The sequence below is a fragment of the Aquabacterium sp. genome (genome assembly GCF_014378415.1).
In the GTDB taxonomy this organism is placed as follows: Bacteria; Pseudomonadota; Gammaproteobacteria; order Burkholderiales; family Burkholderiaceae_C; genus Aquabacterium.
The window spans coordinates 1-25,142 of sequence record NZ_JACMNS010000155.1 but is presented as its reverse complement, the minus strand read 5'-3'; the positions used below and the strand labels follow the sequence as shown (position 1 = coordinate 25,142).

Here is a 25,142-nt window from a genome sequence, read left to right as displayed (position 1 = left end):
GGTCGCGTCCTGGTTCTAACTTGCGCCGCTTGGGGCCTGATGTCGTCTGTGGCCTGGGCGCAGGACACCGCCGCCTTGCTGCCCCCCGAGGCAGCGGCCAGTGCGGCGGCGGCAACGGTGGCTCAAGCGCCCCGGGCCGCGGGGCGTGCGCCACTGGTCTGGACGCTGGACATCGAGGCGCCGGGTGCCCTGGACGCCCTGCTAAGCAACTACCTGGACCTGGCGCGTTACCACGAGGAGGCCACGGCCGAGGGTGACAACACCGGTGTCGCCATTCGCCGCAACGAGTTGCGGCGCCTGGTGGCGGCCGCGCCCGATCAGGCGCGCAGCCTGCTGGAAGCGCAGGGCTATTTCGCCGCTCAGATCCACACCAGTGTGTCCGACGAGGTCGAAGGGCAACCCCTGCTCATCAAGCTGGTGGTTCAGCCAGGCCCCCGAACCCGGGTGAGCCGCGTGCAGATGGTGTTTGAAGGCGACTTGGACACGGCCTTGTCCAAGGACGAGGGGCATGCCAAGGCGCTGGTGGCCGACCTGGAATCCGAATGGGCCTTGTCGGCGGGCACCATCTTCACGCAGCCCAATTGGTCAGCGGCCAAGAACGGCATGCTGGCGCGGATGCGGGCCGAAGGCTACCCCCTGGCCACCTGGAGCGGTACCTCGGCCACGGTCGATGCCCAGAACAGGACGGCCGCCTTGTTCGTCGTGGCCGACAGCGGGCCCATTTTTCATTTTGGCGAGATCTACATCGAAGGCTTGAAGGTGCAGCCCGCCTCGGCGATCCTCAACCTCGCCCCTTTTGTCAAAGGCGAGGTCTACCGCGAGCAGTCCTTGCTGGATTTTCAGGAGCGCGTGCAGAAGCTCAACCTGTTCGACAGCGTCTTCATCAACATGGAGCAGGATCAAAGCCGGGCGGAAGGGGCGCCGGTGACCGTGCAGGTGCATGAACTGTCTTTGCAGCAAGCCACGGTGGGCGTTGGTGTGAGCAGTGACACCGGCCCGCGCGTTTCGGTCGAGCACCTGCACCGCCACATCCTGAACCAGGACTGGCAGGCCAAGACCAAATTGCAGTTGGCCAAGATCGACTCCAGCCTTCAGGTGGACCTGACTTCACACCCCCAGCCGGGGCGCAAGCGCTGGTTGGTGTCGGGGCAATTGGCCAAAGAGACCGACACCTCCGACGCCGTGACCACCAGCGAACGTTTGCGCTTCGGACAGTTGCGCGAAGGCGAACGGCTGGAGCTGACCCGTTATGTGGAATACCAAAGTGCCCGCGTGAAATCAAAGGCGGGTGAACAGGTGTCCGACGCATCGGCGATCAGCGGCACCTTGCAATACGCTTGGCGCGATGTCGACAGCCAGACCTTGCCGACCACCGGCATCACTGCCCTGACTTCGGTTGGCCTGGGCCACAGCTTTGCCACCCGTGAGAGCTCTGGTCCGTTCAGCCGCCTGTATGGCCGCCTGACCTGGTACAAGCCTTTGCCCTGGGGCTGGGATGCCACCACCAGGATTGAAGGTGGTCGCATGTTGTCCAGCGAGTCGATCAGCATCCCTGATCCATTGTTGTTCCGCGCGGGGGGTGACGAGTCGGTGCGTGGCTACGGCTACCGGTCGATCGGGGTCGCCCGCGATGGCGCGCTGGTGGGTGGACGGGCGATGACGACGCTGAGCGGCGAACTGGCGCACCCATTCCTCAAGAAATACCCCAGCATCCTCGGGGCGGTGTTTTTTGACGCTGGCGGTGTGGCCGACCAGTTCGCCGACATCAAGCTGCAACGAGGCTATGGCGCGGGGATTCGCTGGCGCAGCCCGGTCGGGCCCTTGAAGATTGACCTGGCTTATGGCGAACAGACCCAGAGTTTTCGCATCCACTTCAGCGTGGGGATCACGCTTTGAATCAACCTGCCACTTGGTCCTCCCGCGTGTGGCTGTCTGCTTGGGCTGGCCCACTCTGGCTGGTGATGACTTTGCTGGTGCTGATCGCGCTGAGTCTGAGCGGACTGTGGTGGGCTTTGCACCAGGAAGTCGCCACGGCGCGGCTGCTGTCGGTGCTGCCTTGGGTGACGGTGGTAGAGCCCAAGGGCGGATTGCTGACGGGTTTCAGTGCCCAGCGCGTGGAGATCAGCCTGCCGCGTGGATCGAGGCTGGTGCTGGTCGAGCCGCACTGGCAAGGCGTGAGCTTTCGCCATGATGGCTCGGTGGCAGGGCAGGTGGGGGTGACGATTGATGCCTTGCAAGCGCGCAGCGTCGATTTACTTTGGATTTCTTCGCCCCCGTCCAAAACGCCCAGTCTTGCCCCCACTGATTTTGACCTGCCGGTGTCGGTGCGCTTGAAGGCGGTCACCGTGGGGGCGTTTCGCAGCAATCTGCTCGAACCCCAAGTGTTGCAGGACCTGGCCGCCCGCGTTTTCCTGCAAGAGTCCGTGGGCACTGCGCATCAGCATCAGGTGGTGCTGAACCGCCTGCTGGTGCATGGCTGGCAGTTGAAGGGTCTGGCCGCTTTGGGCACGCGAAAAGCGATGAACCTTGACCTGAGCCTGGATGCCGAGCATGCCGCTGCTGGCACGGGCAGCATTGACATCGGCGAGGCGCAGTTGCGTTTGAAGGGGCCTTTGCACAGCTTGCTTGCCCAGGGGCAAGTGCAGCTGGGCCAGGGCACCGAGGCGGCGCAAAGCTTGACCATGTCGGGCGAGGTGGCACCCTTTGCCGCCTGGCCTTTGCCCAGCTTGGCCGTGCAGGCCCATGGCCTGAACCTGGCGATGCTGTGGCCGGCTTTGCCCAACACGGCCTTGTCCGGCAAGGTGTCGGTGCAGCCCACGCCGCTGAGCGCCAAGCGCGCCGCGCCTGATCTGGCGGTGGACATCGCGCTGACCAATGCCAAGCCCGGCGCTTGGGATGCCCGGGGCTTGCCTTTGGTGAGCTTGGTGGGGCAGGCCGCTTTGCCGATCGCACTCACCGGGGCCTCGGCCGGGCAGTTGAACAGCTTGGGCCAGGCGGGCCAGTTGGCGCTGACGTTGGCCCTGCCCCGGACTGGCGGGCAGAGCCCTGGCACGGTGCTGGTCAATGGCACCTGGGACTTGGTCACACCGCAAAAAACGCATTTGCAGGCCGACATCCAGGGTTTGGAGCCCCAGGCGCTGGACGGGCGCTCGCCGCCGTTGCAACTGCAGGGCCGTGTCAATGTTCAGTCGGCACCCGCCGAGGGCCAGGCCTGGGAGCGCTGGGCCGTGCTGGCCGAATTGAAGGGGCAGTATCGCCAAGGCCCGGGGAAGCCGACCCATCCGGTGGCGTTGAACCTGGCAGGGCATTGGTCGCCAGCCCTGATCGATGTCAAAAGCCTGAGCCTGAGCTCGGGCACTTCACTGGCCAAATTGACCGGTCAGGCCAGTCAGGCAGGAGAGGCGCCATGGCGGGCCAAGGGGCAGCTTGATTTGTCCAACTTCGACCCGCAGTGGTGGATGCCTTGGCCGGACAAGGCCACTGGCGCCAACCGGCTGCAAGGCCGCGTCCAGTTCGAGGCCGATGCTTTGGGCCAGGGCGAGATGGCGGGGCGCCTGGACCCCAGCCAGTTGGCCGGCATCCCTTTGAGTGGCCTCTTGAGCTGGAAGGCGCCCACGGGCCAGCCTGACATGAGCTTCAAGGCCGACCTGAACGTGGCGGGCAACCAGGTGGGGGTGACGGGTGTGGTGCCCGTGAGCCGATCGGCGCAAGATGGCGTGCAGTGGGCCGCCAACCGACCTGGGCGTGGGCAGCTTCAACTGCAGGCACCGGCCATCCAGGCTTTGCAGCCCCTGGCCCAATGGTGGGGCTGGCGCGATCTGCAGGGCATGGCCCAGGGAGATGTCACGGTGGAGGGCGTCTGGCCTGCCTTGTCCACGCAGGGGCACTTGGACCTGACTGGCCTGCAGGCCAAGGATGCGGGCGGAACGCTGTACTCGCTGGAGCAGGCCGAAGGCCGCTGGCGGGTCAACACCGGGAACATGTCAGCGCAGTCCGAGGGGCGCTTGACCATTCGCCAGGCTAAGTTGGGTGGCACCACCTTGGAGCAGGTCACAGCCGCCCTGGACGGCAGTGCCCAGTCCCACCGCCTGGTGGCGCAAGGCGATGTGCACCTGCCTGTGCGCCAGGAAAAATCCAAGCAGCCCGAGGCGGTTCCCCGTGTGCACCTGGACTTGTCGGTGGCCGGAGGTGTGCTGGAATCCTTCCGCGGCTGGAAAGGCCAGGTGCAAAAACTGAGCGTGGTCACCATCGAGCCCGCGCCACGGCCTTTGCTGTCGGCTCAAGCGGTCGAGGTGCAGTGGTCTTCAACCCAGGACGACCGCCGCCTGGTGGTCAGCCCCACCCTGGTCTCGTTGATGGGGGCCGGTTTGAAAATCCAGGAGTTGAGTTGGCGCGAGCCCCGCCAAGCTGGCGTGACAGGCGGGCAGACCAAGGTCAGCATTGACCTAGAGCCCATCAAGCTGGCCGAAGTATTGGCGCGCTGGCAGCCACAGGCCGGCTGGGGCGGTGATTTGACGGTGGTGGGCCAGCTGCGCATGCAGCACAGCCCCGAGCAGCCCTGGCAGGTCGATGGCTTCCTGGCCAGGCGCGATGGTGACTTGAGCCTGGCCGAAACCGCCATTGAAGGCAACCTGCTCCAAACCCTGGGCATCAAGCAAGCCCGATTGGAGCTGAAGGCCCGCGAGGGTGTCTGGACCATGTCCGAGCAATTTGACGGCCGGGTGGTGGGCTTGGTGAGCGGTCAGCAAACCGTGCGCACCCCATCGCGAGACAGCCTGCCATCGGCCAACGACAGCTTGTCGGGCACCCTGAACGTTAAGATCGACAACCTGCGCCCCTGGGGTGTTTGGGCACCACCGGGCTGGCGCTTGTCGGGGCAGGTGCAAGCCAATACGGTGTTGTCCGGTACCTTGGGTGCCCCTTTGTACAAGGGCGAGGTGAATGGGCAGAACCTGGGCGCCAGTCAGGCCTTGATGGGCGTCAATTTGTCTGATGGCGTTTTGCAGTTGAGCCTGCAAGGTGACCAGGCGCGCCTGACGCAGTTCAAGGCCAAAGGCGGTGAGCATGGCGGCACCATCAGCCTGGACGGTGATGCCATGTTGGGCGCCCAGCCCCAAGCGAATCTGAATCTGGCGCTTGATCACTTTGCCTTGCTGCAGCGGGTGGATCGCCGTTTGCTCGTCAGCGGGCAAGGCAAGCTGGTCTTGGGCGCGGAAGACATCAAGGCCGATGGCCGCTTCCTGGTCGATGAGGGATTGATCGACATCAGCAAGGCAGATGCCCCGACCATTGGCGACGACGTCAATGTCATCAACCGGCCCGGCGATGTGGCGGCCAATGGCGAGCCAGGCGCAGACGCGGGCCTTGTGTCGCCCAAGCGCAAGGTGCAGGCGAACATCGAGGTGGACTTGGGATCCAAACTGCGCCTGAAGGGCCGGGGCTTGAACACACTGTTGGTGGGCAAGCTGACCTTGACCACACCCAACGGCCGGATGGCGATGCATGGCACGGTCAGGACGGAATCGGGCTCTTACGTGGCGTATGCGCAGAACCTGGTGATCGAGCGGGGTTCGATCGCGTTCACTGGCCCCATCGACAACCCACGCCTGGACATCCAGGCCATGCGGGCTGAATCACTCGCTGCTGCGGCGTCGGACGTGAAGGTAGGGGTCACCATCACCGGGACGGCCCAAGACCCGCGCGTGCGCTTGTATTCCGATCCGACCATGTCCGAGACCGAGAAGCTGTCTTGGCTGATATTGGGCCGTGGCCCAGCTGGTTTGGGCGGGGCTGACATCGGCTTGCTGCAGACCGCCGCGTCGGCCTTGCTGGCTGGCGAGGGCGGCACGCCCAAGGATTCGGTGCTGGGCGCCATTGGGCTGGACGAGTTGTCGGTGCGCCAAACTGAGAATGGCGATGCGCGTGAGACCGTGGTCAACGTGGGCAAGCAGATCTCGCGCAAATGGTACCTGGGCTACGAGCGCAGCTTGAACGAAACGGCGGGCAACTGGCAGTTGATTTACCGCCTGGCCCAGCGCTTTACTGTGCGGGCGCAGGCGGGGCGGGACAACGCGCTGGACTTGATCTGGTCATGGCGATTTGATTGACGATCGAGCCTAGCCCGAGGATCCATTTTTCCCAGTCGATGCTCATGGCCTTGGTTTGCCGCAAAGGCGGGCCAGGACATTGGCGATATATTCCCAGCATGTCGATCACCAGCCCCTTTTACGCCCACCTGGCCCGCCTGCGCTTCATCAAGCGCTGGGGCTTGATGCGCAATGCCGTTGAAGAAGATGTGGCCCAACACAGCTGGGAAGTGGCCGTGTTAGCCCATGCCTTGGCGGTGATCCGCCGCGATGTGCTGGGCGTGCCGATTGACCCCAACGCGGTGGCCACGCGCGCCTTGTTCCACGACGCCACCGAAGCCATCACGGGCGACCTGCCGACCCCGGTCAAGTATTCACCGGCCATGCGCCAAGCCACCGCCTACCTCGAGCACGAAGTCAGCCAGGAAATGCTGGCCCTGCTGCCACCCGCCATCCAACCCGCGCTGCGCGAGGTGTTGGACCACGAGCAATGGCCTGACGATCATGCCCAACTGGTCAAGGCCGCTGACCGCCTCGCGGCGTGGCTGAAGTGCCGGGCTGAATTGCGCTACGGCAACACCGAGTTCGAGCAGGCCGCCCAGCAAATCAAAGGCAAGATCGACCAGCACATGATCCCCGAGGTGCGTTACTTTCTGGACCAATTCGGTCCGGCCTTTGAGCTCACGCTCGACTCATTGATGCGTGGCGACTGACCCATGAACGACACCGCTTTGCTTGATCCCTCTTTCGACACGCCCGAAGCCCTGGCCAAGGTGCTGGAAGCACACCCCGACTACCGCGTTTTGCGCCGCCTGGTACCGCGCAAAACCTTCGGCCACAAGGCCGCCGGCGCCAAGGCCAAGATGCTGATCCTGGACACCGAAACCACCGGCCTGGACTGGCGCAAGGACAAGATCATCGAATTGGCCCTGCTGCTGGTCGAGGTGGACCTGGAGGCCGGCCTGCCCATCCGAGTGCTGGAGGTCTACGACGAACTGGAAGACCCCGGCATGCCCATCCCCGAGGCCGCCTTGCGCGTCACCGGCATCACCGATGCGATGGTCAGTGGCCAGCGCCTGAACGAGGCGCGCATTGCCGCCTTGCTGGAAGGCGTGTCGCTGGTCATCGCGCACAACGCTCGTTTTGACCGCGCCTTCGTGGAGGGGCGCCTGCCTGCGTTTGCAGAACTGCCGTGGGCTTGTTCGCTGGCCGAAATCGACTGGAGCGAAGAGGGCCGTGGTTCCGCCAAGCTGGAGTTTTTGGCGGCCGAGCTGGGCTTGTTTTATGACGCCCACCGAGCCGAGATGGATTGCCACGCCTTGCTGGCTGTGCTGAGCCAGCCCTTGCCCAAGTCAGGCCACTCTGGTTTGAAAGCTTTACTGAAGGCCGGCCAGACCACCACCTACAAGGTGATGGCCACGGGTTCGCCCTTTGACTCGAAAGACGCCTTGAAAGCGCGTGGTTACCGTTGGGATGCCGAGCGCAAGGTCTGGCACACCAGCGCGAACGATGCAGATCTACTGGAGGCTGAATGCACCTGGCTGAAGGCCTCGGTCTATGGCCGACGTGCTGCGCGCATCGAGGTCGAGCAACTCACCGCCCTCGATCGTTTTGCGCCACGCGCAGGGCTGCTCCAGACGCGGGATCTGTGAGCCACAGCCCGGCCCGGGGCTTCTTCCGTCAGCGCAGGATGTTGTAGCCCCGGCCCGTCAGGCAGCGCTTGAGCACGCTCATTCGGTCTGCATCATTGACGGCTCTGCGGCCGATGATGCCCATCGACACCCGGTCAGCGGCAGTGCCCATGGCCCTGCTGGCCGTTTTGCTCACGCTGGTGATGTCTTGGTTGGCGATGGCGGCGCACTCTGCGTAGTCCTTGTCATAAATGACGGGATCGATTTTGCTCTTGTCGACCAAGTCATAACCTGTGACCGGGACCATCTCCACATCGGGCTCCAGGCTGGTGCAGGCAGCGGCAGAAAGACTCAGGACCACGGCCAGAAAAATGCAAATGCGGTTCATGAACAATGTGGTGGTTGTCGATGTCCGATTTTAGGCAGGCTTGGCGCCACCTTTGATGCGTTGGAACAAAGTCACCGCCACCAAAGTCAAGCCTCCGGCAACAATGCCCACAATGGCATCCACCAGGGTTGGGGTAAGCACCTTGAGCACGGGGCCGACGCCTGAGAGGCCCCCCGCGCTTTCAGCCAGGTGGTGGATCCAATCGTGCGCGGGCGGGATGCCGTGGGTCAGGATGCCTCCACCCACCAGGAACATGGCGATGGTGCCGGCGATGGTGAGCAGGCGCATCAAATGCGGGGCCGCATTCACGATCACCTCACCCACGCGTTTTTGAAGCCGACCGAGCGCGCCGGGCCCTGCGGTTCGCGCCAGGTAAAGGCCACCGTCGTCCAGCTTGACGATGCCGGCCACCAAACCATAGACACCGATCGTCATGATGATGGCGATGCCGACCAGCACGGTTAGCTGCGTGGTGAAGGCGGCGTCGGCCACCGTGCCCAACGTGATGGCGATGATCTCGGCCGACAGGATGAAGTCGGTGCGGATGGCGCCCGAGATCTTGTCTTTTTCATACGCGACCAGGTCGACGGCCGGGTTGGCCAAGGCGTCAACCAGCTCCTGGTGGTGGGCTTCGTCCTCATCGTGGCTGTGCATCAGCTTGTGAGCCACTTTTTCAAAGCCCTCGAAGCACAGGAAGAGGCCGCCGATCATCAGCAAGGGCGTGACCGCCCAAGGCGCGAAGGCGCTGATGGCCAGTGCGGCGGGCACCAGGATGGCCTTGTTGCGGGCTGATCCTTTTGCCACCGCCCAGACCACGGGCAACTCGCGCTCGGCCTGCACACCGGACACCTGCTGGGCGTTCAAGGCCAGATCATCGCCCAGCACGCCGGTGGTTTTCTTGGCAGCTACTTTGGTCAGCAGGGCCACGTCGTCAAGGATGGTGGCAATGTCGTCAATGAGGGCGAGTAGGCTGCTGCCGGCCATGGGTTGAATCCTGGAATGAAAAGCGGGAGGTGTCCCGAAACGCCCATCCTATCGGACTTCAATGGCAGGTCTTCAGTGTGGTCCCAGCATCTGCCTGGGGTCGACCCAGCGGTCGAACTCTTCACCCGTGACGGCGTTCAGGGCCAGCGCGGCTTCGCGCAGCGAGGTGCCGTTCTTTTGCGCATGCTTGGCCACGGCCGAGGCCTTGTCATAGCCAATGTGCGGTGCCAGCGCGGTGACCAGCATCAGCGAGCGTTGCAGCAACTCATCCACGCGCGCATGGTTCACGGTGATGCCCTTGACGCAGTGCTGGGCAAAGCTGTTCATGGCGTCGGACAGCAGGCGCACGCTGTCCAGGGTGTTCAGCGCGATCAGGGGCTTGTAAACATTGAGTTCGAAGTGACCCTGGCTGGCGGCAAAGCCGATGGCCACGTCGTGGCCCATGACCTGGGCGCACACCATGGTCATGGCTTCAACCTGAGTCGGGTTGACCTTGCCGGGCATGATGGAGCTGCCGGGTTCGTTCTCGGGCAGGTGCAGTTCGCCCAGGCCAGCGCGCGGGCCGCTGGCCATCAGGCGGATGTCGTTGGCCACTTTGGTCAAGGCCACGGCCAGCATGCGCAGGCTGCCGTGAAAAGCCACCAGGGCCTCGTGCCCGGCCATGGCGGCAAACAGGTTGTCGGCCTGGTGCAAAGGCAGTTGCAGGTGCTGGCCCAACAAGGCGGCCACGCGGGTACCAAACTCCGGGTGCGTGTTCAAGCCGGTGCCCACGGCGGTGCCGCCAATGGCCAGCGCGTGCACGGCCTGCAGCGCGTGGGCGATGGCGTTGTCGCACAAGGCCAGCTGCGCCTGGTAGCCGCCAAACTCCTGGCCCAGGGTCACGGGCGTGGCATCTTGCCAATGGGTGCGGCCAATCTTGACCACGTCGGCATAGGCGCTGGCCTTCTCTGCCACCACGCTGCGCAGGCGCTGCAAAGCGGGCAGCAGGCGTGTTTGCGCTTCCTGTGCCACGGCCACGTGCATGGCGGTAGGGAACACATCGTTGGACGACTGGCCCAGGTTCACGTCATCGTTGGGGTGCACCAGGCGCTGGCCCCCCAGGCTGCCGCCCAAAGCCTGCGAGGCCAGGTTGGCGATCACCTCGTTGGCGTTCATGTTGCTTTGCGTGCCCGAGCCGGTCTGCCACACCGAGAGCGGAAACTCGGCATCGAACTGGCCCAGGGCCACTTGTTGCGCCGCGCTGGCAATGGCCTGCGCTTTGCCGGAGTCCAGCAGGCCCAGGTCTTGGTTGACGTGCGCGGCCGCCCATTTGATCCACGCCAGGGCATGGATCAGGGGCAGGGGCATGCGTTGCTCGCCGATGGCGAAAAAGTGCAGGCTGCGGGCGGTCTGGGCGGCCCACAGGGCTTCTGCGGGCACATCGATGGGCCCGAAGCTGTCGGTCTCGGTGCGGGTGGCGGTCATGCGGGTCTCCTCGGGCAATGGGCCAGCATAGCCTTGGCAACATCACCCTTCAAGGCAGGGGGCGGTCAGTTGCCGTGCTGGATGATCTCGCGGTGCAGCGCGCCAATGGGCAGGATCTTGTCCACGGCGCCGCGCTTCACAGCCTCTTTGGGCATGCCGTAAACCACGCAGGTTTCCTCGTCTTGCGCGATGGTTCGGGCGCCAGCGTTTTTCATCTCGAGCATGCCAGCGGCGCCGTCGTCGCCCATGCCCGTCATGATCAAGCCCAGGGCGTTGGCCCCGGCGGACTTGGCCACCGATCGGAACAGCACATCGACCGAGGGGCGGTGCCGGTTCACCAAGGGCCCATCCAGCACCTCGACAAAATACTGCGCCCCGCTGCGCTTCAGTACCATGTGCTTGCCGCCGGGGGCGATCAAAGCCTGGCCGGGCAAGACGCGGTCGTTGTTTTGGGCCTCTTTGACGCGGATCTGGCAGATGCTGTCCAGGCGCGCCGCGAAGGCTGCGGTGAACTTCTCGGGCATGTGCTGCACGATGACAATGCCCGGACAAACTCGGGGCAGGGCGGTGAGCACTTCTTCCAGCGCTTGAGTGCCGCCGGTGGAGGTGCCGATGGCCACCACGCGCTCCGTGGTCTGCACCATGGCCTTGGGGCTGGCCGCGCTCAGGATGACGTCGGCATTGTTCTTGACCTGCGGCACCTGGGGGGGCGCCTCAGCCCGCATGGCCAGACGTCGCACATTGGCCTTGGCCGCAGTCTTGACCGCACTCACCAGGTCGTCCGAGGAGTCGACGATGAACTGCTTCAGGTCCAGCTTGGGTTTGGTGATGATCGAGACCGCGCCTGCGGCAAGGGCCTCCATGGTGGTCTTGGCGCCCTTCTCGGTCAGCGTGGAGCAAATCACCACCGGGGTGGGGCGCTCCTTCATGATCTTGCGCAAAAAGGTGATGCCATCCATGCGCGGCATTTCAACGTCCAGCACGATCACGTCGGGCCAATTGATCTTCAGGCGTTCGATGGCCAGCAGCGGGTCGGCCACGGCGCAACACACTTCAATGCCGGGTGCGGCGTTCAGCACGGCAGACAGCACCTGCCGAACCACCGCCGAATCATCGACCACCATGACTTGGATGGACTTCATTTGCGAGTACCTTCTTTGTGATTCAAAAGCGCATCAACCGGTTTGACTTGACGAGCCCAGACGTGACCACTGTTCACGTCGAACATGATTTTGCGGTGGCCCACCCCGAACAGGCTTTCCGAAGATGCCCGAATGCCTTGGGCCTCCAGCAGGCTGCGTGCCGCCTCGCCATTCCTTCGACCGACCCGCGCGGCGTTGGCCCTGCTGGTGTGTTGCGGGAACATGTCGCTGCCGCCAAAGATCTTGGCTCGGCAGTCACCGGGATCGATGCCATGCCGGGCCAGGTCCGTCAGCATCAGGCTGAGGGCTTCCTTGCCATAGCGGGCATCCGGGGGGCCGATGACCTTGGATGATCGTTCGGACAGCAGGAAGTGAGACATGGCGCCGACGCGCCTTTCAGGGTGCCACAAGGTGATGGAAACGCACGATCCCAGTAGGGTTCGGATTCGGTGCCGCGCGTCGCCCACGAAGTACTCGCCGGGGTTCAGAAAAACAATGATTTCGTCGGTCGAGATCACGGCTTGCGGTAAATCGAAGGCGCCACCGGCACCAAGGCATCACTGATGTCATTGAGACTTTCCGAGTGGCCGATGCAGAAATGGCCACCGGGCTTGAGCATCGAGATCACGCGGGCCACGACCTGGCGCTTGGTGTCGCCATTGAAGTAGATCATCACGTTGCGCAGAAAGATCACGTCGAACGTGCCCAGCTTTGGCAGTGCCTCGTTCAGGTTGGCCTGAATGAAGCGAACCCGCTGTCGCAGGGCGCGTGCGACCAGCATGGTGCCATCCTGCTCGTCCATGCCTTTCAGGCAGAAGCGCTTGAGGTAGGGCTGCGGAATGTTGCGCGCACGCTCCATCGGAAATTGACCTGTGCGCGCGCGTTGCAAAACCCGTGTGCTGATGTCGGAGCCAAGGATCTCCCACGGGCTGCTGCCCAGGCTATCGGCCAGCACCATGGCCATGCTGTAGGCCTCTTCACCCGTGGAGCTGGCGGCACTCCAGGCCCAAAAAGGCTGACCTGGCTTGTGGGCCTGCGCCAGTGCCTTCAACAGTTCAAAGTGCTTGGGCTCTCTGAAAAAATAGGTTTCGTTGGTGGTCAGCAGATCGATCGCGGTTTGCACTTCCTCCTTGGCCTGCCCGCTGGACAGCAAGTTGAAGTACTCCGTGAAGGAGTTGAGTTGACGCGCTTGCAAGCGCCTGGACAGGCGGCCTGAGACCAGCGCCTTCTTCGACGAGGCCATGCTGATGCCCGCCGCCTCAAAGATGAAGTGTTGGAAGCGGTTGAACTCCTGATCGGTGATGGTGTTCATTGATGGGCTTCGGTCAGCGTCAGAACTTGGCAAAGCTCGATTCATCGGGCGAATCAACACCCTCGTAGGCCAGCTTCCGGGCAGGGGCCGATTTGGCTGAGGACTGCTTGAGCGGCTTCTTGGTGCGGGCATTGGAGACCAGCTTGCGCGATGTGGCCGTGCTGGCGCCATGTTCGGTGTCCAGGGCCGGCTTGAAGAAGGACATGGTTCGCTGCAACTGCTCTGCCTGGCTGCTCATTTCTTCGGCGGTGGCCGCCAACTCCTCCGAGCTGGAGGCGTTTTGCTGGGTGGTCTGGCTCAACTGGCTGACGGCCGAGTTGATCTGGCCGACGCCCGACGATTGCTCTTCCGATGCGGCGGTGATCTCTTGCACCAGGTCCGAGGTTTTGCGGATGTTGGGCACCATTTCGTCCAGCAACTTGCCGGCCTTCTCGGCCAACTCGACGCTGGAGCTGGCCACGGTGCCGATCTCTTGCGCGGCCACCTGGCTGCGTTCAGCCAGCTTGCGCACTTCGGCGGCCACCACGGCGAAGCCCTTGCCATGCTCGCCAGCACGGGCGGCCTCAATGGCGGCATTCAGGGCCAGCAAGTTGGTCTGGTAGGCGATGTCATCGATGATGCCGATCTTCTGCGCGATCTGCTTCATGGCCGCCACGGTGGCTTTGACAGCTTCGCCGCCCTCGGTGGCTTCGCCAGCTGCCTTGGTGGCCATGCCGTCGGTGACCTTGGCGTTCTCGGTGTTCTGCGAGATAGAGGCGGTCATCTCTTCGATGGACGCGCTGGTCTCTTCCACGCCGGCCGCCTGTTCGCTGGCCGATTGCGACAGCGACTGGGCGGTGGAGCTGAGTTCTTCGGAAGCACCTGTCAGGGCTTCGGCGCCAGCGTTGACCTCGGTCACCACTTGCGACAGCTTGTTGACCGTGTTGTTCACGTACTCCTTCATTTCACCGAAGGCGCCTTCATACGGCTTGTCGATGGATTGGGTGAGGTCACCTTGCGACATGGCGCTCATGACACGCACCACATCGTTGATGCTGGTGCCCGTGGTGGTCACCAACTGGTTCAGGCCTTCGCCCATTTCCTTTTGAAAACCTTGCAGGCCGGCCAGCTCAATGCGTTCGTCAAAGTTGCCATGGTTGGCCGCTTCGACCACATTGCGTTGGCCATCAATCACCTGCTTGAGGCGGCTGACCATCTGCTTGACGGCAAACAGCAGGCTGCTGTCGTCATTTTTGGCGATGATCACTTCGGCCGACAGGTCCCCATTCGCCACCTTGGTCAGCAAGGCCGCGGCATAGTCAGGCTCACCACCCAGTTGACGGCTGATGATGCGGGTGACCATCAGGCCCAGGCCAATGGCCAGTACCACTGAGACGGCGACCACCGACATGGTCACAATCTTCGCGTAGGACACCTGGGAGGTGGCCAGCGCATTGGTGGCTTTGGCCTGGGCGCTAAGCTCCTCGATGATGGCCATCATCGTGTCTTCCATCGCGTGGGTGATCTTGCTGGCTTCACCATTGCTGATCTCGGTGGCCTCGGCGAACTTGCCTCCCAGGGCCAGTTGAGCGACCTTCTCGCTTTCAACCAGGTAGACCGGCAACTGGGCATCCAGCTCTTTGAGCAGGGCTTGCTCTTTGGCGCTGAGAACGGTGCTCCGGTACGCCAGGATCGACTTGTTGTAGCCGTCAATGTAGGTATTGGCACGCGTAATCGTCGCTTTGGCGTCGTCCGGATTCTTGGTCGCTGTCAGCCGAACATAGCTCCGGGCATGCAATGACAGCTTGAGCGCGGCATCGGAGATTTGCGCCAGACACACCACGTTGTTGTCATAGGTGGAGCTGAGCATGCCACCCAACTCGGCGATTCGCGTCAGGCTGTACACGCCGACAGCAGCCGTCAGGACGGAACAGGTGAGAAAAGTGGTCAGCAGCTTGTGAGCCAGCTTCATTCGCAAGAACCAGTTCATGGTCGTCTTCCTTTTCAGTGATTTCTTTGAGGCTCAGTTCAAAGCCAAGGCGCCGGCCTGTGCGGGTGTTTGAGCAAGCTGGGTGAGATCATCCATGGACAAGACATGGTCCGCATTGAGCAGAATCACGAATTTGCCTTTGACCTTGCCCATGCCCTGAATGAATTCGGTGCGGATGCGCGCGCCAAAATCGGGCGCCGGCTCGATGTCGCTGGCCGCGATGTCCAGCACCTCATTGACGGCATCGACGATCACGCCGATGACCTGGCTTTCCTGGTCAGCGCTCTGTACTTCCACAATGACGATGCAGGTTCGCTTGGTCACCTCGGAGGCGGGGCGACCAAAGCGGGCCAGCAGGTCCATCACTGGCACGACTGCGCCACGCAGGTTGATCACGCCTCGCACGCAGTCCGGCATCATTGGAATGGCGGTCAGGCTGTGGTATTCGATGATCTCCTTGACCGCCAGGATGCCCAGGGCGAATACCTCGCCACCCAGCATGAAAGTCAGGTACTGGTTTGGATCATTGGCGCCCATGGACAAGGGGATGCCCTGATTTGAAGCGTTGGTGGTGGTCAGTGCCGTCATGGGAGCATCCTTTAGAAACGGGCGAAATGAGCTTCATCGGGTGAGTCGGCCGTGGCGGAATCCTGATCGGCACGGTACGTAGCTTTGGTTTTTGTCGCGGCTGACTTGGCCTTGGCAACGATGCGCCTAGCGGGCGGGCGACTGGCCGAAGCAACAGAGTGAGCGGCCAGCTTGAAGAAGGACATGGTCTGCTGCAGTTGCTCGGCCTGACGGCTCATCTCTTCGGCGGTGGCGGCCAGCTCTTCCGAGCTGGAGGCGTTTTGCTGCGTGGTCTGGCTCAACTGGCTGACGGCCGAGTTGATCTGGCTGACGCCGGATGATTGCTCTTCCGAAGCGGCGGTGATCTCTTGCACCAGGTCCGAGGTTTTGCGGATGTTAGGCACCATCTCGTCTAGCAGCTTGCCGGCCTTCTCGGCCAACTCCACGCTGGAGCTGGCCACAGTGCCAATCTCTTGCGCGGCGATCTGGCTGCGTTCGGCCAGCTTGCGCACTTCGGCGGCCACCACGGCAAAGCCCTTGCCATGTTCACCAGCGCGCGCTGCCTCGATGGCCGCATTCAGGGCCAGCAGGTTGGTTTGGTAAGCGATGTCGTCAATGATGCCGATCTTCTGGGCGATCTGCTTCATGGCAGCCACGGTGGCCTTGACGGCTTCACCGCCTTCTGTGGCTTCGCCGGCCGCCTTGGTGGCCATGCCATCGGTCACCTTGGCGTTCTCGGTATTCTGCGAGATCGAAGCGGTCATTTCTTCTATGGAGGCACTGGTTTCTTCCACGCCTGCAGCCTGTTCGCTGGCCGATTGCGACAACGATTGGGCGGTGGCGCTGACCTCTTCTGATGCACCAGCCAGGGCTTCGGCGCCCGCGTTGACCTCGGCCACCACCTGCGACAGCCTGTCGACCGTGGCGTTAACGTAGTCCTTGAGGCGTGCGTAAGCACCTTCATAGTCCTTCTCGATCTTCTGGGTCAGGTCTCCCTCGGAGACGGCACCCAAGACCCGTGCCACGTCATCGACGCTGCCACCGCTGGCCTTGAGCAGTTGCTTGACCGAGAACATTAGGCTGGTGACGTCGCCAGGGCGAGTCACCACCGCAATGTCGAAATCGCCGCGCGACACACGCCCCAGAACTTCTGCTGCGGCGGCGGGTTCTGCACCCAGCACGGCCGAGAGGTTGCGAACGATTAACGTGGCGATGATGCCTGCGGTCACCACGGCAATGGTCGTCAGGGCGATGATCAGTGTCCTGGTGCTATTGGCCGTCTCGGCCGAGTTTTCAGCGCTTTCGGTCATCAGCTCGGTTTGGAACTTGGCCAGTGCTTCCATCGAATCCCAATAGGCCGTGTTGGCCGGACCGAAGTCGGATTTGAGGAACGCGATTGATACCGTGCGGTCGGTCTTGATCAGGCCAAAGACTTTTTCATACTTCTCGTCAACCACGTGGCCTTTCGCAATGATGTCCGCGAACAGTTGCTTGCCTTTCTCAAGGTGCAGCATCTTGCCCAGCTTTTCCAGGTCCTCACTGACCGTGCCACGGTTGACCTTGATCGCTTGCTGGTTGCCTTCGAATTCGGCCGAATCGGTGGCCAGCAGCATGTTGCGCAACAGGCTACCGTTGTCCACAGTCTTTTTGATGGAGTCGTCGATGAGGACCACCTTGGGATAGCGGTCCTCGGTGATCGACCGGGTCATCTCCTGCATGGTCGCCATCCTCAGGATGGCCATGACCGATACCACCAATAACAAGAGGATCACGGCTCCGAACCCGAGCCCGAGCCGATGGGAGATTTTCATGTTATCAAACATAGGTGGTATGTAGATCCGGGTTGATCAGTTGAGGGCCAATGAAGTCGCTGGTGTTTGCGCCAGCTGTGTGACTTCATCGATGGAGAGGACGTGGTTGGCGTTGAGGAGGATCACGAACTTGCCCTTGACTTTGCCCATGCCATGGATGAAGTCGGTGCGGATGCGCGCACCAAAGGCAGGCGCCGCCTCGATGTCGGTGGGTACGATGTCGAGCACCTCATTCACGGCATCGACGAGCACTCCGATGACCTGGCTGTCTTGCTCGGCGGTCTGGGTCTCGACGATGACGATGCAAGTGCGCTTGGTGGTTTCCGATGAGGGGCGGCCAAAGCGCGCGAGCAAGTCCATCACGGGCACGACTGCACCACGCAGGTTGATCACGCCGCGCACACAGGGCGGCATCATCGGGACTACGGTCAGGCTGTTGTATTCGATGATTTCCTTGATGGCCAGGATGCCCAGGGCGAACTGCTCGCTCGCCAACATGAAGGTCAGGTACTGGGTGGTTTCAGCGAGGGCCACGGAGCCGGCCGTTTTCATGCTTGCCGAGGGTTGGGTGTTCAGTGTGCTCATGTTGATTCTCTTAGAACGGCGCGAACATGGCTTCGTCCGGAGACTCTGCACGTGCTGAGACGGGTGACCGGCCTGAGACCCGAACGGGTTGATTGCCCCTGTTCGGCGTGCCCTTGGGCTTTGGCGATGCCTTGGACGAAATTGGGGCGTAGCCACTCACCATGACGTTGCCCGCCAGCTTGAAAAAGGACATGGCCTGTTGCAGTTGTTCGGCCTGACTGCTCATTTCTTCGGCGGTGGCGGCCAGTTCTTCCGAGCTGGAGGCATTCTGTTGCGTGGTCTCGCTGAGTTGGCTGACAGCGGAGTTGATCTGACCAACGCCAGAGGACTGCTCTTCCGAGGCCGCCGTGATCTCTTGCACCAGGTCCGAGGTCTTTCGGATGTTGGGGACCATCTGGTCCAACAGCTGCCCCGCCTTCTCAGCCAGCTCGACGCTGGAACTGGCCACCGAGCTGATCTCTTGCGCGGCAATCTGACTGCGTTCGGCCAGCTTGCGAACCTCTGCGGCCACCACAGCAAAGCCCTTGCCGTGTTCACCAGCGCGAGCCGCTTCGATGGCGGCGTTCAGGGCCAGCAAGTTAGTTTGGTAGGCAATGTCATCGATGATGCCGATCTTTTGTGCGATCTGCTTCATGGCAGCCACGGTGGCCTTGACCGCTTCGCCGCCTTCGGTGGCCTCACTGGAGGCCTTGTTGGCCATGCCATCGGTCACCTTGGCGTTCTCGGTGTTCTGAGAAATCGAGGCGGTCATTTGCTCGATCGAAGCGCTGGTCTCTTCAACCCCTGCCGCCTGTTCGCTGGAGGCCTGCGACAAGGACTGTGCTGTGGCACTGACCTCTTCGGAGGCGCCAGCCAAGGCTTCGGCGCTGCTGTTCACTTCCGAAACCACTTGTGACAGCTTCTGAACCATGTTCTTCATCGCCTGCAGCAATTGGGCGGTTTCGTCCTTGCCCGTGGCGTCGATATTCAAGGTCAAATCGCCTTCGGCCAGCCGGTTGGCGGCGTCAACCGCTTTGGCAAGGGGCTTGGTCACACTGCGGCTGATGAAGAAGCCCAAGGCAATGCCAATCAGCACGCCACCTGCGATGACGCCGATCATCAAAGCACGGCTGCTTTCATACAGGCGGGCGGTCTCGTCGGCCGCGTCCTTGGCATTGCCTTCCTTCAGGGCGGTCAGCTCGGACAGCATGGTGTCGAGCTTGTCGGCTTGTGAGCGGGCGGGGTTCACTGCGGCCTGCAAGTCCTCATCCCTTTCTTGCAGCTTCTTGGCCGATGCCAGGGTCAGGGCCTTCTGCAAGTCGCGCTGGTAGTCGGTCCAGGTGAGGTCGAACGAGGCCAGCAAGCTCTTGCCTTTCTCGGAGAAGAACAAGGGCTTGGCTTTTTCAACGAAATCCTTGGTTGCCGCGCTGTACTTGGCAATCGCCGCTTGATGCTTCTCGCGCTCTTCTTGCGCGTGGGCGAGCAGAAAATTGCCACGCGCTCGACCGATGTAGATCAGGTTGATGTTGGCTTCCTTGATGTACGACAGCCCCATCAATTCACGCGCGTACATGTTGTCCGCCATGACGTTGATCTTGCTAGCGTTGGAGATGCTGATTGATCCCACCACCAGGCTGATGGCAGCGACGAACAGGAATCCCGCGATGAGGCGGACTCCGATACTGAAATTTTTGAACATGGAAACGTCCTTTGAATTGCGAATGGGAAAGGACCGTTTCTCAAGCTGAAACGGAAGCTCTGTCGCCAGAATTGGCGGCATGGGTTTTTTGCATCAATGCGGGAACATCCAGGATCAGGGCCACGTCGCCACTGCCCAGGATGCTGGAGCCGCTGATGCCTTGCACTTGCGCGAACATCTTGGACAAGGGTTTGATCACCGTCTGTGCCTCACCCAGCAAGGTGTCCACCACCAAGCCAAACTTATGGCCTGCATGTTTAACCACCACGATGTTTTCTCTGGTGCCCTGGTGGCCTTCAACATCGAAGAGCTCGCGCAGGCGGATGAAGGGCAGAACCTGGCCGCGAAGGTTCGTGTAGTCGTGGCCTTCTTCGGCCGAGAACGCCACGCACTCTTCGATCATGTCCAGCGGCACCACGAACACCGATTGCCCCACGCCGACCTGGAAGCCATTGATGATGGCCAAAGTCAAGGGCAGGCGCACGCTGACGGTGGTGCCCAGGCCTTCCTCACTGGTGATTTTGACGCTGCCGCGCAAGGCGGTGATGTTGCGTTTGACCACGTCCATGCCCACGCCCCGGCCCGACAGGTTGGTGACCTGCTCCGCCGTGGAAAAGCCCGGCTCGAAGATCAAGCCATAGATTTCGCTGTCGCTCAGGGCCTTGCCCGGCTCGATCAAGCCACGCTCCAGGGCTTTGGCCAGGATGCGTTCGCGGTTCAAGCCGCCGCCGTCATCACCGACTTCAATGACGATGCTGCCCGAGTCGTGGTAAGCGTTGAGTCTGACGGTGCCCTTGGCGGGCTTGCCCCGTGCCATGCGCACGTCGGCGGCTTCAATGCCATGGTCGATGGCATTGCGCACCAGGTGCATCAGCGGGTCGGCGATCTTCTCGATCACGGTTTTGTCCAGCTCGGTGTCTTCGCCGTTGACGATCAGGCCGATGTCTTTGCCGATCTCGCGAGAGACATCGTGCACCACGCGCTGGAAGCGGCTGAAGGTGCCACCCACTTTGACCATGCGCAGTTGCAGGGCACTGTCGCGCACTTCTTCCACCAGGCTGACCAGGGTGGCGTGGCTTTCCTGCAGCTTCAGGATGCGGGTGCTGCGGGCCACCAGATTGGCACCGGCGGCGGCAATGATCAGCTCGCCCACCAGGTTGATCAAGTGGTCCAGCTTGTCGGCGTCAACGCGGATGGACTGGCTCTCTTGTGCCTTGCTGTCCTTGCCCTGCTTTTGCTTGGTCAAGGCGGCATCCACCACGGCGGGCTGGACGCGGCCTTGCTCGACCAGGATTTCGCCGATGGGGGCGGCCTGCTCGGATTGGGCTTGCAGTGCCAGCGCCGATTCCAGCTCGTGTGCGGTGAGCGTGCCGCAGCGCACCAGGATCTCGCCCAGGCGCGCCGGGCCTTCTGGCAGCGCCTGGATCATCGCGATGTATTCGGAAGCCAGGCTGTTGGGCGGCACGATGAGCAGCAAGCAGTCGTCCAGCACGAACTCGAAGGCACCTTCAATGGCGCCCTTGGTGGCTTCGCTCTTGAACGAAATATCGAAGCCCAGGTAGCAGGACTCCGGGTCCATGTCGGGCGCCAATAGCAAGGCGTCGTGCAGGGTCACGATGCCGACGATCTGGCCCATGGTCCCCAGATAGCGGATGAACGACAGCGGGTCCATGCCATTGCGCAGCACGTCGCGGCCAAAGCGCAGCGAGATATGCCAGTTGTCGGCGTTGATGCCGTAATGCCCCATGCGCGCGAAGTCAGCAGGCTCGGCTTTCACCACCAGGGTGGCGGTCGGCAAGTGCAATGCTGGCGCCGCTTCCAGGTAGACGCCTAGGCGCGCCAGCAGTGGTTTGCCCGCTTGCACCACGCTGGCATCGGGGTCGGTGCGGGTGATTTCGGTGATGTCGATCATCGTGCCGATGTGGTCGCCGCAGGACAGCAGCAAGGTCAGCAAGGCATCCTCGATGGCCACCTTGCCATCGCGCACATGGTCAAGCACGCTTTCGACCACGTGCGTGAACTCGACAATCTGGTCCAGCCCGAACAGGCCAGCCGAGCCTTTGATGGTGTGTGCGGCGCGGAAGATCGCGTTGATGGATTCCGCACGTTCTTCGCCTTCGGTGTGGGCCAGGCCAAGCAGGGCGGTCTCCATGGCTTCCAGCATCTCGCGGCTTTCCACGATGTAGGTCTGTAGCGCTTGATCGAGGTTCATGGTGAGGTCTCGGGTCGGGATTCGGTCAAAGGTGGGCAGAGTGCTTAGGCGGGCACGAGCAGCGGGTCGCCAAAATGCGCGGCCAGGTCCAACAGTTCAAACACTTCCAGCACGGCGGGGCTGTGGTTCACCAGCTTGACTTCGCAGTCGGTGGCCTGGCCCGTGGCCTTGACCAGCATCAGCAACTGGATGCCGGCGCTGTCGATCTCGGTGATGCCATGCAGATCAAGCTCTAGAGAGCTGGCGCCTTTCAAGGCGTTCAACAGCGTCTCCTTCAACTCGGCGGCGCGGTAAATGTTCATCTCGCCCTCGATGGGCATGCATGCGGTACTCATAGAGTGCTCCCTTGGTGTTGTCATGGCAGAACCAGTTTTTGAACCACGCCCAGCAACTGGTCGGGCTTGAAAGGTTTGAGCATCCAAGCCTTGGCGCCAGCTTCCTGGCCTTGCTTCTTCTTGTCGTCCTGCGACTCGGTGGTCAGCATGATGATGGGCGTGAACTTGTACGCGGCCAGTTGCTTGATCGCCTTGACCAGCGCGATGCCATCCATGTTGGGCATGTTCACGTCGCTGATGATCATGTGGATCTTCTGGCCGGTCAGCTTGGTCAGGGCATCCTTGCCGTCGCAGGCTTCAATCACGTCATAGCCGGCGCTTTTCAATGCAATGCCCACCACCACGCGCAAAGAGGAAGAGTCGTCCACAATCAGAATGGTTTTGGCCATGTTGTCCTCTAGAAAAACGTGATTTCGGTGTCGTTTTGGCTGGCTTCGGCGGCTTTGCCGCCTTGTTGGTGAACCGCGCGCTCTTCTTTCATCGCGTAGGTTTTTTCCAGCTCGGCGAGCAGGCTGGCCGAATCAAGGGGCTGAAGCGCGCCGCCTTGTTGGAACTGGGCACGGTTGGCGTCCAGCACCACGGGCAGGCGTTCGATGTTGCTTTTCACGTGGCTCATGATCTGGCTCACGCGGTCCTGGAACTGAAGTTGCACCAGCGCTTCCGAGATCTCGGCCTTGATGTCCAGGCTTTCGTCCTTGAGCAGGTCGGTTGAAGCCACCAGCGTGTCGGTGACCAAGCGCAACTGGTTCAACACCGTTGTGATGGTGTCTTGCGAGCTGGCCATCGAGCGGCTTTCTTCCAGGTTGGAAGCCTCGGCGCTTTCACGGGTCTCGACAATGGCCGCGTTGATCAGCGAGACCTTTTCAGTGATGCGCTTGCCCGTGTCGCCAGACAACGCTGACAACTTGCGAACCTCTTGCGCCAGCACCGAGAAGCCCCGGCCGTTCTCGCCGGCGTGCGCCGCTTCAATCGCGGCATTGATGGCCAGCAGATTGGTCTGCCAGGCAATGCTGGCCACGTCGGAGGCCATTTGTTGCAACTCGATGGTGAAGTGGTTCAGGCTTTGCACCTTCTCCAGCATCTGCGTCTTGCTGCTCATGGCCGACTCCATGGTGGCCACCACCGAGCCCAGCTCGCGCTCGCTCTTGGCAAAGACGGCGACCAGTCCGCTCTCGTTGTCGCCGATGGAGGAGGTCGCCGCACTGGTCGTGCGCACCGTGTTGTCCAGCTTGTCCACGATGCCCGAGAAACGCTGCGACAGTTGCGAGATCGCGGTCTCCATCTGCTGGCGTGATGCCTCGATCTGCCCTGTCCACACCGGCGCCATGGTTTCGCCAAAGCGTTGACGTCCGTCGATGTAGTCCTGGATGGATTGCTGTGATTTGCGCAAGTTGTGCGACATGCGCCAACTGGCCGCCAAACCTGCGCCGGCCAAAAGCGGTGCGGTGATCCAGGCAGCCAGGGTTCCACCACTGAGCACCAGTGCAGCCACGCCGCCAAAAACGCCCAGAATTGGGGGGTACATCAAATAGGCTTTGATGTTTTGGTTGATGTTCATGTCCTGCCGTGCCCTGTGTGATTTGTTGTGGGCTGTACGCCCCTCTCCCATGGTGGCCACCTTGCGCCGTCCAAGAAGTGGGAAAGAGATCGCCCTTTGCCAGAGTTATCGGGAGCTACCCTCAGTCACTTAAGCGGTATTGATGACGAAGTTCACGGATTTGCAGATTTCTGAACGATGCCGCGCCAAGAGCCCTCCTGGTGGGGCGATTGGTTGACAACTGATCGCATGTCAAAATCATCCCTGGATAAAACGGGGATGGCATGAAGACGTGGACCGTAGGCTTGGCCAAGACCATGCTGGTATTGATCGTTGTGCTGGCGAGCTTGGGCGCGTTGGCCATTTGGCACGGCAACCGAGAGGTCGCACCAGTCTCGGTGAGCGACCGGCAACAAAGTTTTCAGCGTGCGGTGTCCTGGATGCGCACGCATGAGGCCCAGATCCTCAAGGAAGACAATGTCGCCCTGTGGTGGTTCGTCCAGACGGCGGCAGAACGCACCGGGGATGAATTTTTGCGAGGTTTGGTGCTGCGGTACTTGGCGGTTGCCAGTGCACATCAAGGGTCTGCCGGGCCCTGGAAGCGGATGCTGCTTCCCAAGGCCGAGGTTGAGCTCGACATGGCCTCAACCCGTTGGCTGGAGCCGTACCAAAAGTTTTTCTACCATGCGCTCACTTGTCAGGTCTTTGAGCTTGATGAGGGGGAGGGTGACACCAATTCATTTCTCAAGAATGACCTCTGTCACCCTCAGCCCACTCAGGTGTTGCTGATTGACCCAGTTTGCAGCACTCACCAATTGGTTGGCGTCATGTTGCTTCAGCGTGAGGGTTGCGTTCCTCAGGGGCAATTTGCCAAGTTGGAAGCCGACCTGCTGGCCGACATCCACCAGCAGATGCAACTGGATGTGGTGGTCAAGGATGCTTACCTTCAGCGTGTGCTGATGCTGTCATGGCGCGGCGGCCCGGACCACGTCAAGCCCGTGTGGCTGCGTCGAGTTTTCCTGGCCCAGCAGGCTGATGGCGGTTGGGTGGGTGGGCGCCAGTTCCCGGAATGGCCTCAATGGACGCAACCCTGGGCGATTAGGGCAAAACTGGCCGTGTGGTGGCCGTCGCATTTCAGTGCGATCAGCAGCGCTGATTTCCACGCGTCCGCGCAAGGGCTGTTGATCACCGCTCTGGCGATCACACCAGCCGCTGCGGATTAGTCAGGGCAGGATCTTCCTCATCGCATGCGTCGGTCTCGACAATCACACTGCCCTCCGGTGCGCTGGCCACTTTGCCGGGGAGCGCCATGAAATCAACGCCAAATTGCGCGGACACCAGGCCCAGCGAGGCGCCCGGATCTTCCTCGCCCGCTACCGATGCGCTCGGGACGTAGCCGCTTTGACCTGTGTTCACTTTGTGACCTCATTTCGATCCAACT

Annotated in this window: 21 protein-coding genes; 5 read left to right on the top strand and 16 right to left on the bottom strand. The window is 61.9% G+C overall.

Going from position 1 to position 25,142, the window contains the following annotated elements; all coding sequences use genetic code 11:
* Window positions 1-39: 39 nt before the first annotated feature.
* From H7225_RS14065 to H7225_RS14050, 4 genes are all read left to right on the top strand, one after another.
* Complete coding sequence (locus H7225_RS14065; protein ID WP_290662865.1) at window positions 40-1,896, top strand: BamA/TamA family outer membrane protein; 1,857 nt, start codon at window positions 40-42, stop codon at window positions 1,894-1,896.
* A 26-nt stretch (window positions 1,897-1,922) separates the two neighbouring features.
* The gene (locus tag H7225_RS14060; RefSeq protein ID WP_290662863.1) at window positions 1,923-6,107 is read left to right on the top strand and encodes a translocation/assembly module TamB domain-containing protein; all 4,185 of its coding nucleotides are present in this window, start codon (window positions 1,923-1,925) and stop codon (window positions 6,105-6,107) included.
* A gap of 98 nt (window positions 6,108-6,205) precedes the next feature.
* Complete coding sequence (yfbR, locus tag H7225_RS14055) at window positions 6,206-6,799, top strand: 5'-deoxynucleotidase (RefSeq protein WP_290662861.1); 594 nt, start codon at window positions 6,206-6,208, stop codon at window positions 6,797-6,799.
* 3 nt (window positions 6,800-6,802) lie between these two features.
* Entirely contained in the window at window positions 6,803-7,738 is a 936-nt protein-coding gene (locus H7225_RS14050; protein ID WP_290662859.1) for a 3'-5' exonuclease, read from the top strand.
* 28 nt (window positions 7,739-7,766) lie between these two features.
* On the opposite strand, the gene H7225_RS14045 is transcribed toward H7225_RS14050, so the two are convergent.
* From H7225_RS14045 to H7225_RS13975, 15 genes are all read right to left on the bottom strand, one after another.
* Entirely contained in the window at window positions 7,767-8,105 is a 339-nt protein-coding gene (locus tag H7225_RS14045; protein WP_290662857.1) for a hypothetical protein, read from the bottom strand.
* Window positions 8,106-8,135: 30 nt separating this feature from the next.
* Window positions 8,136-9,089: a DUF808 domain-containing protein gene (locus tag H7225_RS14040; RefSeq protein WP_290662855.1), complete on the bottom strand. Its 954-nt coding sequence runs from the start codon at window positions 9,087-9,089 to the stop codon at window positions 8,136-8,138.
* Window positions 9,090-9,161: 72 nt separating this feature from the next.
* A complete protein-coding gene (gene fumC, locus H7225_RS14035; protein ID WP_290662853.1) occupies window positions 9,162-10,553 on the bottom strand; it encodes a class II fumarate hydratase in 1,392 nt (463 codons plus the stop codon).
* Between the two features lie 65 nt (window positions 10,554-10,618).
* Complete coding sequence (locus tag H7225_RS14030; RefSeq protein WP_290662851.1) at window positions 10,619-11,695, bottom strand: chemotaxis response regulator protein-glutamate methylesterase; 1,077 nt, start codon at window positions 11,693-11,695, stop codon at window positions 10,619-10,621.
* Window positions 11,692-12,213 (bottom strand): chemotaxis protein CheD, encoded by a 522-nt coding sequence (locus tag H7225_RS14025; RefSeq protein ID WP_290662849.1) that lies wholly within the window; start codon window positions 12,211-12,213, stop codon window positions 11,692-11,694. Before H7225_RS14025 ends, H7225_RS14030 begins: the two co-directional genes overlap by 4 nt.
* Window positions 12,210-13,007: a CheR family methyltransferase gene (locus tag H7225_RS14020; RefSeq protein WP_290662847.1), complete on the bottom strand. Its 798-nt coding sequence runs from the start codon at window positions 13,005-13,007 to the stop codon at window positions 12,210-12,212. Before H7225_RS14020 ends, H7225_RS14025 begins: the two co-directional genes overlap by 4 nt.
* Before the next feature lie 19 nt (window positions 13,008-13,026).
* Complete coding sequence (locus tag H7225_RS14015) at window positions 13,027-14,976, bottom strand: methyl-accepting chemotaxis protein (RefSeq protein ID WP_290662845.1); 1,950 nt, start codon at window positions 14,974-14,976, stop codon at window positions 13,027-13,029.
* Window positions 14,977-15,009: 33 nt separating this feature from the next.
* The gene (locus H7225_RS14010; protein WP_290662877.1) at window positions 15,010-15,513 is read right to left on the bottom strand and encodes a chemotaxis protein CheW; all 504 of its coding nucleotides are present in this window, start codon (window positions 15,511-15,513) and stop codon (window positions 15,010-15,012) included.
* Between the two features lie 62 nt (window positions 15,514-15,575).
* Window positions 15,576-17,354 carry a methyl-accepting chemotaxis protein gene (locus tag H7225_RS14005; protein ID WP_290662843.1) on the bottom strand — a complete coding sequence of 593 codons (1,779 nt, stop codon included), beginning with the start codon at window positions 17,352-17,354 and terminating at the stop codon, window positions 15,576-15,578.
* Window positions 17,355-17,390: 36 nt separating this feature from the next.
* The gene (locus tag H7225_RS14000; protein WP_290662841.1) at window positions 17,391-17,939 is read right to left on the bottom strand and encodes a chemotaxis protein CheW; all 549 of its coding nucleotides are present in this window, start codon (window positions 17,937-17,939) and stop codon (window positions 17,391-17,393) included.
* A gap of 10 nt (window positions 17,940-17,949) precedes the next feature.
* Entirely contained in the window at window positions 17,950-19,617 is a 1,668-nt protein-coding gene (locus H7225_RS13995; RefSeq protein ID WP_290662839.1) for a methyl-accepting chemotaxis protein, read from the bottom strand.
* A gap of 40 nt (window positions 19,618-19,657) precedes the next feature.
* Complete coding sequence (locus tag H7225_RS13990) at window positions 19,658-21,829, bottom strand: chemotaxis protein CheA (protein ID WP_290662837.1); 2,172 nt, start codon at window positions 21,827-21,829, stop codon at window positions 19,658-19,660.
* Window positions 21,830-21,873: 44 nt separating this feature from the next.
* The gene (locus H7225_RS13985) at window positions 21,874-22,164 is read right to left on the bottom strand and encodes an STAS domain-containing protein (RefSeq protein ID WP_290662835.1); all 291 of its coding nucleotides are present in this window, start codon (window positions 22,162-22,164) and stop codon (window positions 21,874-21,876) included.
* Window positions 22,165-22,184: 20 nt separating this feature from the next.
* The gene (locus H7225_RS13980; RefSeq protein ID WP_290662833.1) at window positions 22,185-22,553 is read right to left on the bottom strand and encodes a response regulator; all 369 of its coding nucleotides are present in this window, start codon (window positions 22,551-22,553) and stop codon (window positions 22,185-22,187) included.
* An 8-nt stretch (window positions 22,554-22,561) separates the two neighbouring features.
* Window positions 22,562-23,722: a methyl-accepting chemotaxis protein gene (locus H7225_RS13975; protein WP_290662831.1), complete on the bottom strand. Its 1,161-nt coding sequence runs from the start codon at window positions 23,720-23,722 to the stop codon at window positions 22,562-22,564.
* A gap of 263 nt (window positions 23,723-23,985) precedes the next feature.
* Here H7225_RS13975 and H7225_RS13970 point away from each other — a divergent pair, with 263 nt between their 5' ends.
* On the top strand, window positions 23,986-24,924 hold the full coding sequence (locus H7225_RS13970; protein WP_290662829.1) for a hypothetical protein: 939 nt from the start codon (window positions 23,986-23,988) through the stop codon (window positions 24,922-24,924).
* Here the strand turns inward: H7225_RS13970 and H7225_RS13965 are convergent.
* A complete protein-coding gene (locus H7225_RS13965; protein WP_290662827.1) occupies window positions 24,902-25,117 on the bottom strand; it encodes a hypothetical protein in 216 nt (71 codons plus the stop codon). The two genes, H7225_RS13970 and H7225_RS13965, sit on opposite strands and share 23 nt — an antisense overlap.
* Window positions 25,118-25,142 lie beyond the last annotated feature (25 nt).

Coding starts and splice junctions, on each gene's coding strand:
- H7225_RS14065 (WP_290662865.1), top strand. CDS start 40: ATGTCGTCTGTGGCCTGGGCGCAGGACACCGCCGCCTTGCTGCCCCCC.
- yfbR (WP_290662861.1), top strand. CDS start 6,206: ATGTCGATCACCAGCCCCTTTTACGCCCACCTGGCCCGCCTGCGCTTC.
- H7225_RS14050 (WP_290662859.1), top strand. CDS start 6,803: ATGAACGACACCGCTTTGCTTGATCCCTCTTTCGACACGCCCGAAGCC.
- H7225_RS14045 (WP_290662857.1), bottom strand. CDS start 8,105: ATGAACCGCATTTGCATTTTTCTGGCCGTGGTCCTGAGTCTTTCTGCC.
- H7225_RS14040 (WP_290662855.1), bottom strand. CDS start 9,089: ATGGCCGGCAGCAGCCTACTCGCCCTCATTGACGACATTGCCACCATC.
- fumC (WP_290662853.1), bottom strand. CDS start 10,553: ATGACCGCCACCCGCACCGAGACCGACAGCTTCGGGCCCATCGATGTG.
- H7225_RS14030 (WP_290662851.1), bottom strand. CDS start 11,695: ATGAAGTCCATCCAAGTCATGGTGGTCGATGATTCGGCGGTGGTTCGG.
- H7225_RS14020 (WP_290662847.1), bottom strand. CDS start 13,007: ATGAACACCATCACCGATCAGGAGTTCAACCGCTTCCAACACTTCATC.
- H7225_RS14015 (WP_290662845.1), bottom strand. CDS start 14,976: ATGAACTGGTTCTTGCGAATGAAGCTGGCTCACAAGCTGCTGACCACT.
- H7225_RS14010 (WP_290662877.1), bottom strand. CDS start 15,513: ATGGGCGCCAATGATCCAAACCAGTACCTGACTTTCATGCTGGGTGGC.
- H7225_RS14005 (WP_290662843.1), bottom strand. CDS start 17,354: ATGAAAATCTCCCATCGGCTCGGGCTCGGGTTCGGAGCCGTGATCCTC.
- H7225_RS14000 (WP_290662841.1), bottom strand. CDS start 17,939: ATGAGCACACTGAACACCCAACCCTCGGCAAGCATGAAAACGGCCGGC.
- H7225_RS13995 (WP_290662839.1), bottom strand. CDS start 19,617: ATGTTCAAAAATTTCAGTATCGGAGTCCGCCTCATCGCGGGATTCCTG.
- H7225_RS13990 (WP_290662837.1), bottom strand. CDS start 21,829: ATGAACCTCGATCAAGCGCTACAGACCTACATCGTGGAAAGCCGCGAG.
- H7225_RS13985 (WP_290662835.1), bottom strand. CDS start 22,164: ATGAGTACCGCATGCATGCCCATCGAGGGCGAGATGAACATTTACCGC.
- H7225_RS13980 (WP_290662833.1), bottom strand. CDS start 22,553: ATGGCCAAAACCATTCTGATTGTGGACGACTCTTCCTCTTTGCGCGTG.
- H7225_RS13975 (WP_290662831.1), bottom strand. CDS start 23,722: ATGAACATCAACCAAAACATCAAAGCCTATTTGATGTACCCCCCAATT.
- H7225_RS13970 (WP_290662829.1), top strand. CDS start 23,986: ATGAAGACGTGGACCGTAGGCTTGGCCAAGACCATGCTGGTATTGATC.